This is a genomic window from Parabacteroides sp. An277, from assembly GCF_002159645.1.
Lineage (GTDB): Bacteria > Bacteroidota > Bacteroidia > Bacteroidales > Tannerellaceae > Parabacteroides.
This window is the reverse complement of record NZ_NFJB01000030.1, coordinates 1-15,230: the sequence shown is the minus strand read 5'-3', so window position 1 is coordinate 15,230 and position 15,230 is coordinate 1. Positions and strand designations below refer to the sequence as shown.

At 44.1% G+C, this 15,230-nt stretch carries 14 protein-coding genes and 2 pseudogenes; 6 read left to right on the top strand and 10 right to left on the bottom strand.

Annotation, left to right across the window (positions count from 1 at the left end):
• Positions 1–74: 74 nt before the first annotated feature.
• The 7 genes from B5F77_RS11765 to B5F77_RS11735 all read right to left on the bottom strand — a co-directional run bounded on the left by B5F77_RS11765 (position 75) and on the right by B5F77_RS11735 (position 6,393).
• Positions 75–524, bottom strand: coding sequence for a hypothetical protein (locus B5F77_RS11765; protein ID WP_140392872.1), 450 nt, complete (start codon positions 522–524; stop codon positions 75–77).
• Positions 525–668: 144 nt separating this feature from the next.
• Positions 669–1,049, bottom strand: coding sequence for a DUF6557 family protein (locus B5F77_RS11760; RefSeq protein ID WP_087330978.1), 381 nt, complete (start codon positions 1,047–1,049; stop codon positions 669–671).
• A 154-nt stretch (positions 1,050–1,203) separates the two neighbouring features.
• Entirely contained in the window at positions 1,204–1,977 is a 774-nt protein-coding gene (locus B5F77_RS11755) for a prephenate dehydrogenase/arogenate dehydrogenase family protein (protein ID WP_087330976.1), read from the bottom strand.
• Positions 1,978–2,087: 110 nt separating this feature from the next.
• Positions 2,088–3,158: a bifunctional 3-deoxy-7-phosphoheptulonate synthase/chorismate mutase type II gene (locus B5F77_RS11750; RefSeq protein ID WP_087331024.1), complete on the bottom strand. Its 1,071-nt coding sequence runs from the start codon at positions 3,156–3,158 to the stop codon at positions 2,088–2,090.
• Between the two features lie 38 nt (positions 3,159–3,196).
• Positions 3,197–4,384 carry an aminotransferase class I/II-fold pyridoxal phosphate-dependent enzyme gene (locus B5F77_RS11745; RefSeq protein WP_087330974.1) on the bottom strand — a complete coding sequence of 396 codons (1,188 nt, stop codon included), beginning with the start codon at positions 4,382–4,384 and terminating at the stop codon, positions 3,197–3,199.
• A complete protein-coding gene (locus B5F77_RS11740) occupies positions 4,359–5,204 on the bottom strand; it encodes a prephenate dehydratase (protein ID WP_087330972.1) in 846 nt (281 codons plus the stop codon). The genes B5F77_RS11745 and B5F77_RS11740 overlap by 26 nt, the downstream gene beginning before the upstream one ends.
• Before the next feature lie 262 nt (positions 5,205–5,466).
• Positions 5,467–6,393 (bottom strand): hydrogen peroxide-inducible genes activator, encoded by a 927-nt coding sequence (locus B5F77_RS11735; protein WP_087330971.1) that lies wholly within the window; start codon positions 6,391–6,393, stop codon positions 5,467–5,469.
• A 368-nt stretch (positions 6,394–6,761) separates the two neighbouring features.
• Here B5F77_RS11735 and B5F77_RS11730 point away from each other — a divergent pair, with 368 nt between their 5' ends.
• Both B5F77_RS11730 and B5F77_RS11725 read left to right on the top strand, forming a co-directional pair.
• Positions 6,762–8,087, top strand: a complete 1,326-nt coding sequence (locus tag B5F77_RS11730) for a sigma-54 dependent transcriptional regulator (protein WP_087331022.1) — start codon at positions 6,762–6,764, stop codon at positions 8,085–8,087.
• 6 nt (positions 8,088–8,093) lie between these two features.
• On the top strand, positions 8,094–8,591 hold the full coding sequence (locus B5F77_RS11725; RefSeq protein WP_087330969.1) for a 3'-5' exonuclease: 498 nt from the start codon (positions 8,094–8,096) through the stop codon (positions 8,589–8,591).
• A 92-nt stretch (positions 8,592–8,683) separates the two neighbouring features.
• On the opposite strand, the pseudogene B5F77_RS11720 reads toward B5F77_RS11725, so the two are convergent.
• Together B5F77_RS11720 and B5F77_RS11715 are read right to left on the bottom strand one after the other, a co-directional pair.
• Positions 8,684–10,492: pseudogene (locus B5F77_RS11720) on the bottom strand (prolyl oligopeptidase family serine peptidase); the annotation flags it as partial.
• A 114-nt stretch (positions 10,493–10,606) separates the two neighbouring features.
• Entirely contained in the window at positions 10,607–12,022 is a 1,416-nt protein-coding gene (locus tag B5F77_RS11715) for a sialate O-acetylesterase (RefSeq protein WP_239446334.1), read from the bottom strand.
• Between the two features lie 335 nt (positions 12,023–12,357).
• Here B5F77_RS11715 and B5F77_RS11710 point away from each other — a divergent pair.
• A pseudogene (locus B5F77_RS11710) lies at positions 12,358–12,759 on the top strand (beta-glucosidase); the annotation flags it as partial.
• A gap of 164 nt (positions 12,760–12,923) precedes the next feature.
• Here B5F77_RS11710 and B5F77_RS11705 read toward each other — a convergent pair.
• Positions 12,924–13,274, bottom strand: a complete 351-nt coding sequence (locus tag B5F77_RS11705; protein ID WP_021928858.1) for a helix-turn-helix domain-containing protein — start codon at positions 13,272–13,274, stop codon at positions 12,924–12,926.
• Positions 13,275–13,445: 171 nt separating this feature from the next.
• Here B5F77_RS11705 and B5F77_RS11700 point away from each other — a divergent pair, with 171 nt between their 5' ends.
• Genes B5F77_RS11700 through B5F77_RS11690 form a run of 3 tightly spaced genes read left to right on the top strand, consistent with a single transcriptional unit; the run spans position 13,446 to position 15,018 of the window.
• Positions 13,446–13,829, top strand: a complete 384-nt coding sequence (locus B5F77_RS11700) for a nuclear transport factor 2 family protein (RefSeq protein WP_021928857.1) — start codon at positions 13,446–13,448, stop codon at positions 13,827–13,829.
• A 12-nt stretch (positions 13,830–13,841) separates the two neighbouring features.
• Positions 13,842–14,381 carry a flavodoxin family protein gene (locus B5F77_RS11695; protein WP_087207705.1) on the top strand — a complete coding sequence of 180 codons (540 nt, stop codon included), beginning with the start codon at positions 13,842–13,844 and terminating at the stop codon, positions 14,379–14,381.
• Between the two features lie 4 nt (positions 14,382–14,385).
• The gene (locus B5F77_RS11690; protein WP_021928855.1) at positions 14,386–15,018 is read left to right on the top strand and encodes a flavodoxin family protein; all 633 of its coding nucleotides are present in this window, start codon (positions 14,386–14,388) and stop codon (positions 15,016–15,018) included.
• Positions 15,019–15,230: the final 212 nt, after the last annotated feature.

Here is a 15,230-nt window from a genome sequence, read left to right as displayed (position 1 = left end):
AAAGGTAAGCAAAAACTTCCGAAAACATAACTATAAATCTGGACAAATACAGGCTGCTTTGAAAAGATTTACCGTTATAATTTACTCAACAACAATTTAACTTCTACCTCTTTACTATCGTTATCGGTTTGGACGGTGCCGAAACGGATATCTTCATACTTCAAAAACGAACGTACCTTTGCTTGAAACTCCCGGCACTCCGCCTCAGCCAATGGATATTTAGAGGAAACGATGACGCAAACGATGGCATTATCATAGCCGTCCCTATCGAGTTGTTGATATTTTGTCATAGAATCCGCAATATAAGCCAACCGCCCTTCGGCATTGCCTGTAATTGAGGTATAATCATATGACATTCCTTTCTCTATGGACATTAAAAATTCCACATCTTGACGAGTAAAGCTGCTTCCCGGGACCGTGAGCGATTCGACCAGATTCAGGCGCCTGCCCATCTTTTTCAGGTATGCTTTCCTACGCTCTTGCCGATATGCCCGTTTTCTCTTGGAACGGTTCTTCCTTTTCATTTGATGAAGCCAATAAGCCAATATTCCTTCCGTGAAACACAGTTTACCCTGAATGGTTGAAATGTATTTGCGTGGTGTCTGATGTTTAATGATGCTTGTCCGCAATTTTTCCAAGGCTATTTCATATTTATTTTGTGGTTTATTTTATCCCAGCATTCTTTCGAAAGTATTTTCTATCTCCTTTTCCGAAAATCCATAGAATGTGATTTCCCAAAGGCAATGGGCAGCCAGTTCGTTTGGAGTAAGGTGAATACCCTCTTCCACAATGATTTCTTTAGACAAACCCTTGTTCCAGTAATTGCCCGACAAACCAGAAACGCCAACCCATTTATCTTCTCCAAACATTCCACCATGCCATCCCACTTGAATTTCCCCTTTAAAATCTGGTTCGGGTTCCATTAACCGGAGCCGGTCGTATGCTTCGCGAAAGGCATACACAGAATTATCATGCCCTTTTATCATTGCTTTTAAATAAGGCAACAACTCCTCAAAACTAACTCGCATTACCAATTCTTTCAGTGTCATAATCTACTTTCTTTTTGAATGATGATGCAAAATTAGACACTGCTTACGCCAGAACGCAGCATAGCATCGAAGAAAATACAAGATAATGGTGCAAAAAAGAAAAAGAGAATGTGCCGTCCTAAAAAACAGGGGCATATTCTCTCTTTTAGGAAGATTACTCAATATTCTTCCGTATTTTCGTCAGGTATTGTTTAATGGCATCCGTATCCTTGTTTTTGATATCCTGCAAAAGGATAGATAGTTCTTCTTGGATACGTTCGATTTGATGCGGGACATGCGGATTGAGAAGGATTTCGGTCAAGAGGTAATCGTCCTCGGAAAGGAGGCCGCGGGCAGTTTTCATGTGCCGCTTGAAGGTCGTGCCCGGTGCATCCTGATGCTTCATAGTCGCCGCAAAGACCATGGTCGAGGCGAAAGGAATACCTAGCGAATAAGCCACCACCTCATCATGTTCCTTAAATGTGTATTCCCGAATATTCAGATGCAAACGGCTATAAAGATCTTTGAAAAAAATCTTGCCCAAGTGGTCTCCTTCGGAAATGATGATGGCATTTTCTTTACTGAGGTTGTCGAGATTGGCAAAGGTCGGACCAAACATCGGGTGGGTCGATACATACGGGAAACCACATGTCTCGTAAAACTCTTTCAAATGTGTCTTGACAGAGGCAATATCCGAAATGATGCAATAAGGAGGCAAAAGCGGAAGCACGGCCCGGAAAGCATCCAGCGTATGGTTAAGCGTCACGCAATTGATCACGAGTTCTGGAACAAAGTCCTTCACCTCGTCAATACTTTGCATCCGGAAAGCGTTATAAATAAAGCGCATTCGTTTCGGGTCTTGTTCGAAAACAGCGACTTCGTGGTCGAAACTAAGTAAATCCGTAAAAAAGGAGCCCATTTTACCGGCTCCGAGAATAAGTATTTTCATTTCTGTATACTATTTGGATAGGTTTATAAAAAACACAGAGACACCGAGACACCGCGTTTTTCTCATCAATCTGCCGTGTCTCTGAGCCTCTGTGTTCATATACTTTGCAATCAAGCCTTTTCTTCGTTCATGATAATCATCTGCTGACGAACAGATTCCTCATGAATCTCTTTCAACATTTCACGAATGAATTCAGGATTAAGTTCCATTTGCTTGCCCATATCCGAACGGTTCTCCAAGATTTCGCTATAACGCGGCGATTGGAGAATAGGCATGTTGTGTTCCTTTTTATATACCCCAATTTCGCGAGAAACACGCATCCGCTTTGCCAACAACTCGAGGATTTGCTCGTCTATTCCGTCGATTTGACGACGCAATTCCGCCAAGCTTTCTGTCGTTTGGGTTGAATCGCGAATTACAAGAAGATTGAGTACATAATCAAGTACATCCGGTGTAATCTGCTGGAAGGCATCACTCCAAGCCGCGTCCGGATCACGATGTGACTCAATCATGAGTCCATCGAAATTCAAATCCATCGCCTGCTGGCAAAGCGGAGCAATCAGTTCCCGCTTTCCTCCGATGTGGCTGGGATCACAGAAAATAGGCAAGTCCGGCATACGACGGCGCAATTCAATAGGAATATGCCAAAGTGGAAGATTACGATAAATTTTCTTGTCATACGAACTAAAACCGCGATGGATAGCACCCAACCGACGGATACCCGCGTTGTAAAGACGCTGGAAAGCACCAATCCAGAGTTCTAAATCCGGATTGACAGGATTCTTAATAAGTACCGGAATATCCACCCCTTTCAAAGCATCCGCAATTTCCTGTACGGCGAAAGGATTGGCCGACGTACGAGCTCCAATCCAAAGCATATCGATTCCTGCTTTAAGAGCCTCAAACACATGATCCTTAGTAGCTACTTCCGTTGTAACGTACATGCCCGTTTCTTCTTTGACACGTTTCAACCACGGTAAACCAATCACGCCAATACCTTCGAAACCTCCGGGTTTGGTACGTGGTTTCCAAATCCCCGCACGAAATATCTTAATACCTTTCGAGGCGAGTCCTTTAGCCGTTTCAATTACTTGCTCTTCCGACTCGGCGCTACATGGTCCTGCGATGACGATGGGACGTTTCGGGTTGATACCCGGTAGCAAAATTGATTCAAATTCCATTTTTTCCATGATAAATATTCTTTTATTGTTTTATGATTCTACTTTTTTCGATTTTGAATGCGTGTCAACGCTTCCGACAACATTTCTTGATTGCAACAAAGCGATATACGAATGAAACGATTGCCATTAGAGCCAAAAATGAATCCAGGCGTCAAAAAGACATTTGCATTGTATAAAATATCATCAGCGAGAACTTCACTTCCTGCCACCTCATCCGGTATACGCCCCCAAAGGAACATCCCCACCTGGTTTTTATCGTAACGACAGCCTAAAGCATCCATAATTTCACCGGCCAACGCCCGACGACTTCGATAGATGGCATTCATCCGTTCATACCATTCGCGCGGAGCGTTCAATGCTTCAACGGCAGCATATTGCATCGGCTTGAATTGGCCAGAATCGATATTACTCTTTACTTTCAATATCCATTGCACGAATTGCGCGTTTGAAGCCAACATCGCCATGCGCCAACCTGGCATATTATGCGCCTTGCTCATCGAATTCATTTCAATGCAGATATCTTTCGCGCCAGGAATGCTCAGAATGCTCAACGGATGCTCGTTCAGAATAAAACTATACGGATTGTCATTGCAGATGATGATGTTATGCTTCCGTCCGAAGTCTACCAGCTTCTGATAAAGTTCCAAACTTGCATTGGCTCCGGTTGGCATATTCGGATAATTCGTCCACATTAATTTAATACCAGAAAGATCCATACGTTCGAGTGCCTCAAAATCTGGTTGCCATCCTAATTCTTCCCGAAGATCATACGGCACGATTCGCGCCTGAACGAGATGGCTCACCGAACTATACGTTGGATAACCGGGATTGGGAACCAACACTCCGTCTCCTGAGTTTAGAAACGCTAAAGAGACATGTAATATTCCCTCCTTAGAACCGATCAACGGTTGGATTTCGCATTTCGGATCCAAATCCACTTGAAACCATCTTTTATACCATTGAGAAAAAGCCATACGCAACTCTGGAATACCTACATAAGGTTGGTATCCATGCTCATTAGACTGATGTGCATGATAACAAAGAGCTTCGATAGTCTCAGTAGAGGGAGGCAAATCCGGACTACCAATTCCCAAGTTAATAACATGCTTTCCCGCCGCATTCATTTCGGCGACCTCTTTCAATTTACGCGAAAAATAATATTCTTGGACGTTCGAAACACGATCCGCCGGCACGATATTATTATAAGCCTTGTCTTCCTTCTTCATATTCACCTAAAATTTTAAGATCTTTTGTCAGCGGACGAATCGCATCGAGCGCTTGGCGATATTTGATATAATCACTAAATGTCAAGTTAACGTAGAAAAGATATTCCCACTCCCGCCCAATGATAGGTAACGATTGAATTTTAGAGAGATTCATATCGTAGAACGAGAGTACCGAAAGGACACGCGAGAGACTCCCCGCTACGTGAGGTACGGCAAAGACCAAAGATGCTTTGTTCTTGATACTATCACGCATGACCTCATCGGCTGTCCAACGATCTGCTATCGCTACAAAACGGGTAAAATTCCGTTTATTGGTTTCGATGCCTTCTGCAAGCACCTCCATTCCATAAATCTCGGCCGCCAACTTACCACAAATGGCGGCATGCCCTTTGAGATGCTGCTCTGCAATCCAACGTGCGCTATTGGCAGTATCATCCTTTTCGACAATCTTCGCATGGGGAAGCGTATCCAGAAAGTCTGTGCATTGCATGAGGGCAATCGGATGAGAATTTATCTCAATGATATCCTCTAACTTCGTCCCTGGCAAAGCCACCAACGAATGTGATATCCGCAATTTGTATTCCCCGATTACTGAAAATCCGCTCTCGCGTATCAACTCATGATTCTGCAAAAGACTTCCAGCTATGGTATTCTCAATCGCCATTAACCCCAACACACTTGGGTCTTTTTTGATAGTCTGGATTACATCGCGGAATGTATTACAAGGAATCGTTTCCACCTCGTCTCCTTCGAAATATCGACGAGCAGCGATATCATGATACGAACCGGCAATGCCTTGAATAGCTACTTTTCTTTTCATCGTTCTTGAGAGTTTGTTTTCAAAATAAAAAAGTCCCACCGGATTGCGGCAGGACTTTATACTTATGATTGATATTTATGATTCATTTTATGGATTCAAATCTTCACATACAAACTCCTGCCTTCACTTTGCTAAAGTAAAAGTAATAAAAGTAATATGTAAAGCTAAATCGTGTCATTTTATTCGTTTGTTCTTTTATCTGGCGCAAAAGTAATACTTTTTCGACAAATGCAAGCAAATCGTGACAATTTTTTATGTTAAATCAGACGATTTTTTGTCCGACTTGCAGGCGAAGCATCTTCTTGGGTACGGCTTCCTGGATATGCTCTATCAATATTTTCGAAAGCGAATGACGGATGAAATCCTTGTGCGTGACGAAATAAATCTCGCGTGTGGGACGCGGAATAGCAAACGGACGTACCAATTCACGTTGCGAATCACATAGCTGAAGCGTAGCAAGCTCGGGGATAAAGGTCATACCAAAACCGCTTTCTACCATGTGCATAAAGGTCTCCAGACTTCCCATATGGTAAGCCGCCTGATGAATCTTCACCTTTTCGCGTTGGCAAAAACGCATAAGCTGGTCACGAAAACAATGTCCTTCGTCGAGGAGCCAAAGCCGTTCGTCGCTGATATCCGTCGTGCGGATAATGTCTTGCTTGAATATAGGTTCATGGCGCGATACGTATCCGAAAAACTCTTCGTAATAAAGGCGCGTACCCAACAGGTTGGCCTCCGTCGGTTCGTTAGCGATAATGGCGGCATCGATTTCTCCTTTCGCAAGGGCAGACAAAGTGGGTACCGTTTGCATCTCTTGGATGCGAATATCCAATTCATGATGTTGTTCGGCAATATGTTGCAAGAAACGCGGAAGAAGATAAGGCGCAATAGTAGGAAGTACGGCCAACCGAAACGACCCCTTCAAGGATTGCGTCTCTTCCGTCACAATATCCTTAATCTGAGCCGCCTGAAGCAGTACCTTCCGAGCTTGTGCAATGATTTTCACACCTGTGGCCGTCGGGCGGACAGGAGGTATCGACCGGTCGAAAAGCTTTACCCCCAACTCGTCTTCCAGCTTTTGAATCATCATGCTAAGCGTAGGTTGTGTCACATGGCAATGCTCTGCCGCTTTGGCAAAATGGCGATAACGGTCTACCGCCAAGATATATTCCAATTGTTGAATTGTCATCTTCTTTTTATGCGCCTATTTAGTTCGTCTGCAAATATAAGGAATATTTCAAATCCATCTCGCGAAGAAAAGAAAATTCAACCCGAAGAAAAATTACCCGATAAGGCAGGAAAACCTCCTTCCTTACCGAAAAATTCTATAAATATCGACGATATTTCCTTATCTTTAGGCTAAAGATATACAAATATCAACGATATTTACACAAACATCGACGATACGTAAAGAATAGAAAACGGAAATAGAAGTTTTTAGTACCTTGCCGAGAAGTTTTCTTCGGTTGTAGACCATTTTTAAGGGTAAAAGGATTTCCAAAGATGTATTTTTCAGAAAAAAGTTGTATTTTTGTCTTTGTAAAACGGAAATGTATGATACCATCTATATTAATAGTAGAAGACGATATTACGTTCTCTTTCATGTTGCAGACATGGTTGAGCAAAAAAGGATTTCAGGTTCGCGCATTCTCGTCGGTAGTCGATGCGAAGCGGGATATGGCGGACCATGCTTATCAATTAGTCTTATCGGACTTGAGACTTCCGGATCAAGATGGTATTGATTTGTTGAAATGGGTGAAAGAGGAACGTCCTGATACGGCGCTCATTATGATGACAAGCTATGCGGATATCCAGACCGCCGTACAAGCCATCAAGCTGGGTGCAGCGGATTATATCTCTAAGCCGCTAAATCCGGAAGAACTTTTGAAGAAAATTCAAGAGACCATCCAATGGCCTGGTGCAGAGCCGGACGAAGCGCGCGAGGACGCATTGCAGAATCCTTATATAGAGGGAATCAGCCCAGCGGCTGTTTCGCTTTTCGAACATGTGCGATTGGTAGCACCAACGGAGATGTCGGTACTGATAAACGGTTCGAGCGGGACGGGTAAAGAATACGTAGCGAGGCGTATCCACGAGCAAAGCAATCGGGCAAAAGGACCTTTTGTAGCAGTCGATTGTGGAGCCATTCCGAAAGATTTAGCCGCATCGGAATTCTTTGGACACGTTAAAGGCTCGTTTACAGGTGCGATAGATAATAAAGTAGGTGCTTTCGTGGCTGCACAAGGCGGGACGCTTTTCTTGGACGAAATAGGCAATCTAACCTATGAGGTACAAGTACAATTGCTCCGCGCCTTGCAAGAGAGAAAGATTCGCCCCGTAGGTAGCAATCAAGAGATTGCGATAAACGTTCGCCTCGTCTCGGCTACCAACGAGAATTTACGCCAAGCTATTGAAAAGGGGGATTTCCGTGAAGACCTTTATCATCGTATCAATGAGTTCACAATCCGTATCCCCGACCTTCGCGAACGACAAGAGGATTTGCTCCTCTTTGCCAACCATTTCCTTGATTTGGCCAATGCCGAATTGAAGAAAAATTTAATTGGTTTTGACGACGAGACCATTCGTCTTTTCCAATCCTATTCATGGCCTGGAAACCTTCGGCAGATGAAGAACGTTATCCGCTATGCGACCCTCTTGGCAAAAGGACGTTATATTACATGTGCAGAATTACCCGACGAACTACAGGAAAGCCAACGTACGAAAGCGCAACCCGTCTCCCAACTCAAAGACGAAAGTCATGAAATCGATCTCATCCGTAAAGCCCTTATAGAATGTAATAACAATAAGACACGGGCAGCCCAACTTCTGGGCATCGACCGCAAAACATTATATAACAAACTGAAGTTGTATCATATAGAATAAGAAAGCGTGAAAAACTTTGCCGCCATCGATTTCGAAACCGCCAACCAAGAAGCGAGTAGCGTATGTAGTGTAGGCGTAGTGATTGTACGTCAAGGCGAAATCATAGAACGTATTTACCGACTGATTCATCCCGAACCAGATTACTATCTGTATTGGAATACGCGCGTCCATGGTTTGCGAACAGAGGATACCATTTCAGCTCCCGTTTTCCCCAAAGTATGGAAAGAAATAGCGCCCAAAATCGAAGGTTTACCCTTAGTTGCTCATAATAGTCCCTTCGATGAACGATGCTTGAAAGCTGTCTTTAAAACATATGGGATGGAGTATCCTGATTATACGTTCTATTGTACTTGCCGAGCTTCGCGCCGTACATTTGGTAAAAAACTTCCCAACCATCAACTCCAAACTGTAGCTGCTCATTGCGGATACGACCTGACGCAACACCACCATGCTTTAGCCGACGCCGAAGCCTGTGCATGGATTGCCATGCAGATTATATCATAAAATTATACGTCACTTGTATATTGGAAATTCTAATGGATGGGAAAACCCCACATACCTAAGAAGGATTTTCCCATCTGTAATGCCCAATAGTTTTATCGATTGACAACAAAATTCCGAATTTGGCATTCATGACCTGCCGATGCCGGATTCTTCTTTCCAGAAACACGCAAAACGAGCCGATGCTTACCAGATTTAAGTTCGGTTGCAAACATATATACCCAAGGAATATATAGATGTCCGCTCCATTCCGTAAATGTATCTAATTCCTGGAAATCACCTCCATCGATGCTATAAGTCAAAATACCAGCAGAAGGCCCTGGCGTACAAAATATACCGATAGCTCGCCCCTCAAATTCCAGAGATAATTCATCGCCCGGTTGCGTAGCTTCAAGCATCGGTACATCTACAAACCCGCGACGTTTCTCGAATGTGTTATCTGGATGCCAGGAGTCTATGTATTTCCAACCTTTTTGTAGGGTAGCGGCTCGTAAATCGATAAAATCACCTCCAAAATAACTACATGTATCGAGCGGTTCCACGGGAATCTCATGTGGTATGACAGATGCATCCAATGCTATATTCCGCCACATGGCATCGAAAAGATGGTTGATAGCTGCAGCGTAAAATTTATGTCCAAAAGGAAGCGGATGCGTACCACCAAACTGTTCCCAAGTAAATTCACCAGAGCTCATACGTTCGCTTATTTCCTGTGCCAAATTAATAGACGGTATTAGATAATGGTTGGCCACTCGCTCATGGTTTAATATCACATCAGGCTGTTTTCCTTTCTCAAGGAGAGGAATAAACGGATCATAAATAAAATGTAGCATCACGATATCCATCTCTGGATTGTGGAGCAAGGCGTGACGCACCTCGCCTTCCATACCACGTACCTGTTCGGATGGCGAGAAATGATTGGTATCATCATTGACAGCAGCTTCTACAAAGAGTAAATCAACTTTACCTTTGGAAAGCACATCATGTACCAAACGAAAAGCACCAGGCGTTGTACCTGTCGAACCAATCCCAGCTTCAACAAATTCAAATGTTGTATAAGGGAAACGTTGCTTCAAATCTTTCTCTATTTCATCCTTCCAACCTTTCATCTCTGTAATTGAACCTCCCAGAAAGGCCACACAACCTTTTTGTTCTCGTTCAAATTTCAACAGCGAGTTTTGCAAACTTCCTCTAATGTTACAATGAATATATTTCTGATAAGCGGGTTGATTACGCAAGATAAAATCAACTATCGGCTCCGGATTTTCCAAGCTATGCGGATGATGATCACAACCTGGTTTAAGGATAACCTCTACCGGAGCGCCTAAAGCGCGATAACGTGTACGAACTACCTCCATGTTTTCTTGATAAGGAACCACTTGATCGCTATCGCCACATACGGCCAAGATAGGAATACCTGCTGCAGCAAGAGGTTTCAGATTGTCAATAGGATTGTATGAAAAAGTATCCATTTCGGCATCCGTCATTTCCCAATTTTGCAACAAATCTTGCCAAAGTTTCGCCTGTTTTCGCCCCGGCCAACTAAATACATCGCACACCGGCGCATCCAAATAAATGCATGCCACCTTTTCTGGATTAGCAATCGCCCAATTAAGGGCATAAAGCCCTCCGCGACTGAACCCTTCTAATGTTACTTTATCCGAAAGTGCATATTTCTCACGTACAAAATGATAAAAATCGGTACCCAATGCAACAGCACGCGGATTACCATAACAATGGGTAACATCTAAATACACGATATGAAATCCCCTCGCCAGTAATGATTTGTCTACACTAGGAAAAGCATCGAAAAACGCAGGCCGCCAAATCCATGGATTTCCTTCAGCGGCTTTCACCGGTTCTACTACTACAACTGTCCGGCCTTCAAATTCAAAATCATGCCGTATCCCTCCGTTCCATGTTTGTTCCTGGGCATACATAACCCAAAGGCATGTCCAAATCAACATGCTGATGAATAAAACTCGTCTCATCTTTTTGTGCTACATTATTATATAATATTATTTCTTGTCAGTACGAAAAGGCTCTACGGGTAAAGAATTTGTTCCTTGCAGATTACCCACCGTCGCATCATCAAAACAATAGCGCACGGCCATGGGATGCTTAATTGCTTTCGCCCAAACCTCTATTACATCATCGCCTATAATCCGCGCATGAGCTTGCACAAAATGTCCCTTCTCGTCTGCTATCTGAAATCCGTTGATAACTTTTTCCTTACATACAATAGGTTGAGAAAAACGTATGCGGATTTTTGCCTTCTGGATTTCCATGGCTTCAAAACAAGGACTTTCAAAAGGAATCTCCTTGCGACCATACTTATCGCCTAAGGCCAGGTTGGCCAACCGAATACCAACCTCTTGTTTACGCGCGGGATGGATATTATTGAAATCTCCCACATCGTTCGTAACCACCAAACCAGTATATGGAATTTGACGCGCAATCTCCGCTTGTGCTTCGCGAATTAACGCAGGTCCGTTATTCTTTGATTGATAATTGAACGGGGCTATCTGCACCAAATAGAACGGAAAATCCTGTTGAAAACCTTTGCGCCACGAAGTTATCAAGGTTTTCATTAAATTGAAATAGGACTGCGGATCATCTCGATTTGATTCGCCTTGATACCAAATGGTTCCTGCAATGCGATAAGGAAGCAAGGGATGAATCATACTGTTGTAGAGCGTCCCGGGTTCAACCGGCCACCAAGGGCACTTTCGTTCCTGCTGAATACGAGGAAAATCTACCATCTTAGGAAGGCTTGATTTCGGTATCCACACCTCCGCTGCACTACCTCCCCAAGCAGATACAATCAACCCGATAGGTATTTTCAAATTTTCATATAAATGGCGACCAAAGAAATAAGCCACCGCACTTCTTCGTTGCATCACATCGGGAGAACAACACTCCCACGTAGCTTTGCAATCGTCTTGCAAGGATTGGCTACCTCGCTTTTCTATACTAAAAAAACGCAGATTCGAATAGTTGGCTGCTCCAATCTCTTCTGCTTGGTTTACAATGCCATTAGCAGGACTAAATTCCATATTAGATTGTCCACTGCAAAGCCAGACCTCACCCAGCATCACATCCACTAAAGTGATACCCTCCTCCTCAAAACCTGCCTGAAAAAAGTGAAGTGTATAAGGTCCTCCATAAACTTCTGTCTTCAACTTAAGACTCCATCGCCCCGCATCATCTACTACGGCTGAAATGGTGTCTTGGGAAGCCCAGCTACCAACAGCACATACTGTCGTCCCGGCTTCGCCCCATCCCCACACAGGAACAGAATCCTGTTGTTGTAACACAATATGGTCTGAAAATAAAGAAGGTAAAGAAATTCGCGTATGAGTTTGTGCATTTGTCGAAACAAATCCACCACCTCCCACAATAAGCGAAAACGTAAGTAAAAAGTGTTTTAACATGAAATATTTCTCCTTTTAATAAATAAGTTGGGGCAAAAATAAACATTAACGGAAGAAAAAACAATAAATTATTTTATGATATAGATGCACAATATTACGGTCAGACTCCGCACGACAACGATTCTCGTTCCGACGCGCCTTCTACATATATAATTATATAATAAGGTAGAGAGAGTATAGGGAAATGACAAATAACCAGAAACAACATTTCTTGCTTATTGTCGACTGACAATGCCTTAGATGGCGGCTTCAGGCATTTGTTGAAGAAAAGAAGCATGGTACTTTTATTTTAAAGTATTATTTTTGCCTCATAATTCGAAAAACACTTGTATCAAATGAGGAAAATAACGACAATAATTTTATTAACAGCCCTTGTAGGTTCGTCGGCTGCCCAAACACGGACAGATATCTACCACGACGGGTGGATAGACTTCAATAAAAACGGGGAAAAAGATATATATGAAGATCCGAAACAACCTATAGAGAAACGAATCAACAATCTATTACAGCAGATGACCTTCGAAGAGAAGACATGCCAGTTGGCGACGCTTTATGGCTATGGTGCCGTATCGCCCGATTCGCTTCCCACGCCTGCATGGAAAACAAGCATCTGGAAAGATGGCATCGGTAATGTAGACGAACAGTTGAACGGCGAATGGAAACGTACCTTGTGGGAATATCCCTACTCGAACCATCCCGTGGCCATGAACAAGGTGCAGGCGTTCTTTGTAGAAAAAAACGATATTGAAATAGGAATATATTAAAAATAAGCTACTTATAAGCATTTCTCAAAAAACGAGGTAATGACTTGGAAACAGTCACAAATTCTGCAATATGCGGTAAATTTCTGTCAAACAACTCTTGTCTTAGCGTAAAGATACGGAAAAGCAACCAAATTCTATTACCGTTTCCCATATTTCTTTTCAAATAATTCTGTATTCTTCTCTCCCCATGCAATCATAGCATCGATGATGGGAATAAGCGTCATCCCCAACGGAGTGATAGCATACTCCGAACGAGGAGGCAGTTCAGGGTAGATGGTCTTCGATACGAGCCCGTCCTCTACCAGTTCCTTCAGTTGCAAGTCGAGCACACGAGGCGTGGCTTCGGGAAATATCTTGTGCAATTCACTGGGACGCAGGGCACGGTGGCGCAGTTCGTCCAAGATGCATGACTTCCACTTGGAATCAATCAGGCTCATGGTCAGCCGCAAGGGACAGTCCAAATCTACGGGTATCTTTCTTTCGTACATGGTTTTATCTTTATTGAATGTTACGCCTGCAAAGGTAAGGATAATATATCGTAACGGGTATATACCGAATAATTTTTCAGTATATGAATAATTTTTCGGTACTTGTGCAAACTGGAGGAATCACCTACCTTTGCAGCATCAAAACAAGATAATCAATTAAACATTAGCATCATGAGAGCAAATATCGAAGAGTACAAGGCAGTGGAAGAAGCTGCCATGAAGTTTGTGAAAAGTGTGGCAGAAGGCAACAGCAAGTATGCCCGCGAATTGTTTATTGACGAAGCCGTCTTATTCGGCTACTTGGACGGGAAGCTGGAGCACGGCAGCATCGAGCAGTTCTACCACAATGTGGACACCGTAGGCGCAGGCGATGACTTCAAGGCACGCATCGACGTGGTGGACGTAGAAGAGACCCTCGCCGTGGTGCGCGTGCTGGAAGAGAAATGGGGAGGCCGTATCGACTTCACCGACTACCTGCTGCTGATGAAGATGGACGGCGAGTGGCGGTGCGTGGCGAAGGCGTACAATCAGAATTCGAATACCATTCAAAAGTAAGGAGGAAGCGTCATGAAGATAACAGTTATTACGGGAAGTCCACGCAAGCATGGCAACAGCTTTGCCATGACGGACGCATTTATCAGGGAAGCGGAGACACTCGGCCACACGGTGCGACGATTTGATGCCGCACTGATGAAGATAGGCGGTTGCCGTGCCTGCCAGACCTGCTTCAAGACGGGCAAGGCTTGTTCGTTCGACGACGATTTCAACCTTATCGCACCTGCCATTATGGAAGCCGATGCTGTTGTATTCACCATGCCAACCTACTGGTATTCCATCCCGGCACAGATAAAGGGTGTGATTGACCGCCTGTTTTCATTCGTGGTGGGCGGAAAGGATATCGCCGGAAAGAAATGCGGACTGATAGCCTGCTGCGAAGAAAACGACGTGACGGTAATGGACGGCATCCGTATGCCGCTGGAACGTTCTGCCGCTCTGCTGAAATGGGAGATGGCTGGCGAAGTGCTTATTACCGGAGTATTGAACGAAGGTGACATCAACAAGACGGACGGCTGCAAGCAAGCGGCTGAACTGGCGCATAAATTCTGAACGTATGAAGGTATTGTTGATTAATGGCAGCCCGAATCAAACGGGCTGCACCTATACCGCCCTGCACGAAGTGGAAACCACCTTGCAGGCAAACGGCATTGAGACGGAATTGCTGTATTTAGGCAAGAAGCCCATAGCGGGTTGCATCGCCTGTGGAGCCTGCATGAATACAGGACATTGTTTCCGCGACGACCTCGTGCAAGAGATACAGAAACGGCTGGATGAATTTGATGCCATCGTCATCGGTTCTCCGGTTTATTACAGTGCACCAACGGGGCAACTCGTTTCGTTCCTGAACCGCCTGTTCTTCGCCACGGAGAACCGCATGGCGGGCAAGCTCGGCGCATCAGTAGTATCGTGCCGCCGTGGTGGAGCCTCCGCCACCTTCGAGCAATTGAATCAATATTTCACTATTGCGAATATGCCTATCGTAGCATCGCAATACTGGAACTCGGTACACGGCTTCACACCCGACGATGTGCGCAAGGACAAGGAAGGCTTGCAGACCATGCGCATCTTGGGGCAAAATATGGCGTGGTTGCTAAAGTGCATTGAAAGCGGACGGAAGAACGGCGTTCGCAAGCCGGAATATGAACCGAGAATGCGGACGCACTTCATCCAAGACAAATATGAATAACCAAACTTAACAAGAAAACTTATAGATTTTTGAGTAGAGGATGTTTCCTGTCCGATTTTGAATTTAACCAATGGGAGGATAGCAAGCGGTTTTGGTCTGCCCCAAACACAAACTTGCTACCCTCCCGTTGGCATCGTTTATAATCTCATGCCCTTGTCTCTCCTAAGCGGCTTAACAGTCCTTTTAATGGATGAGAACAGCCTGCCAAACTG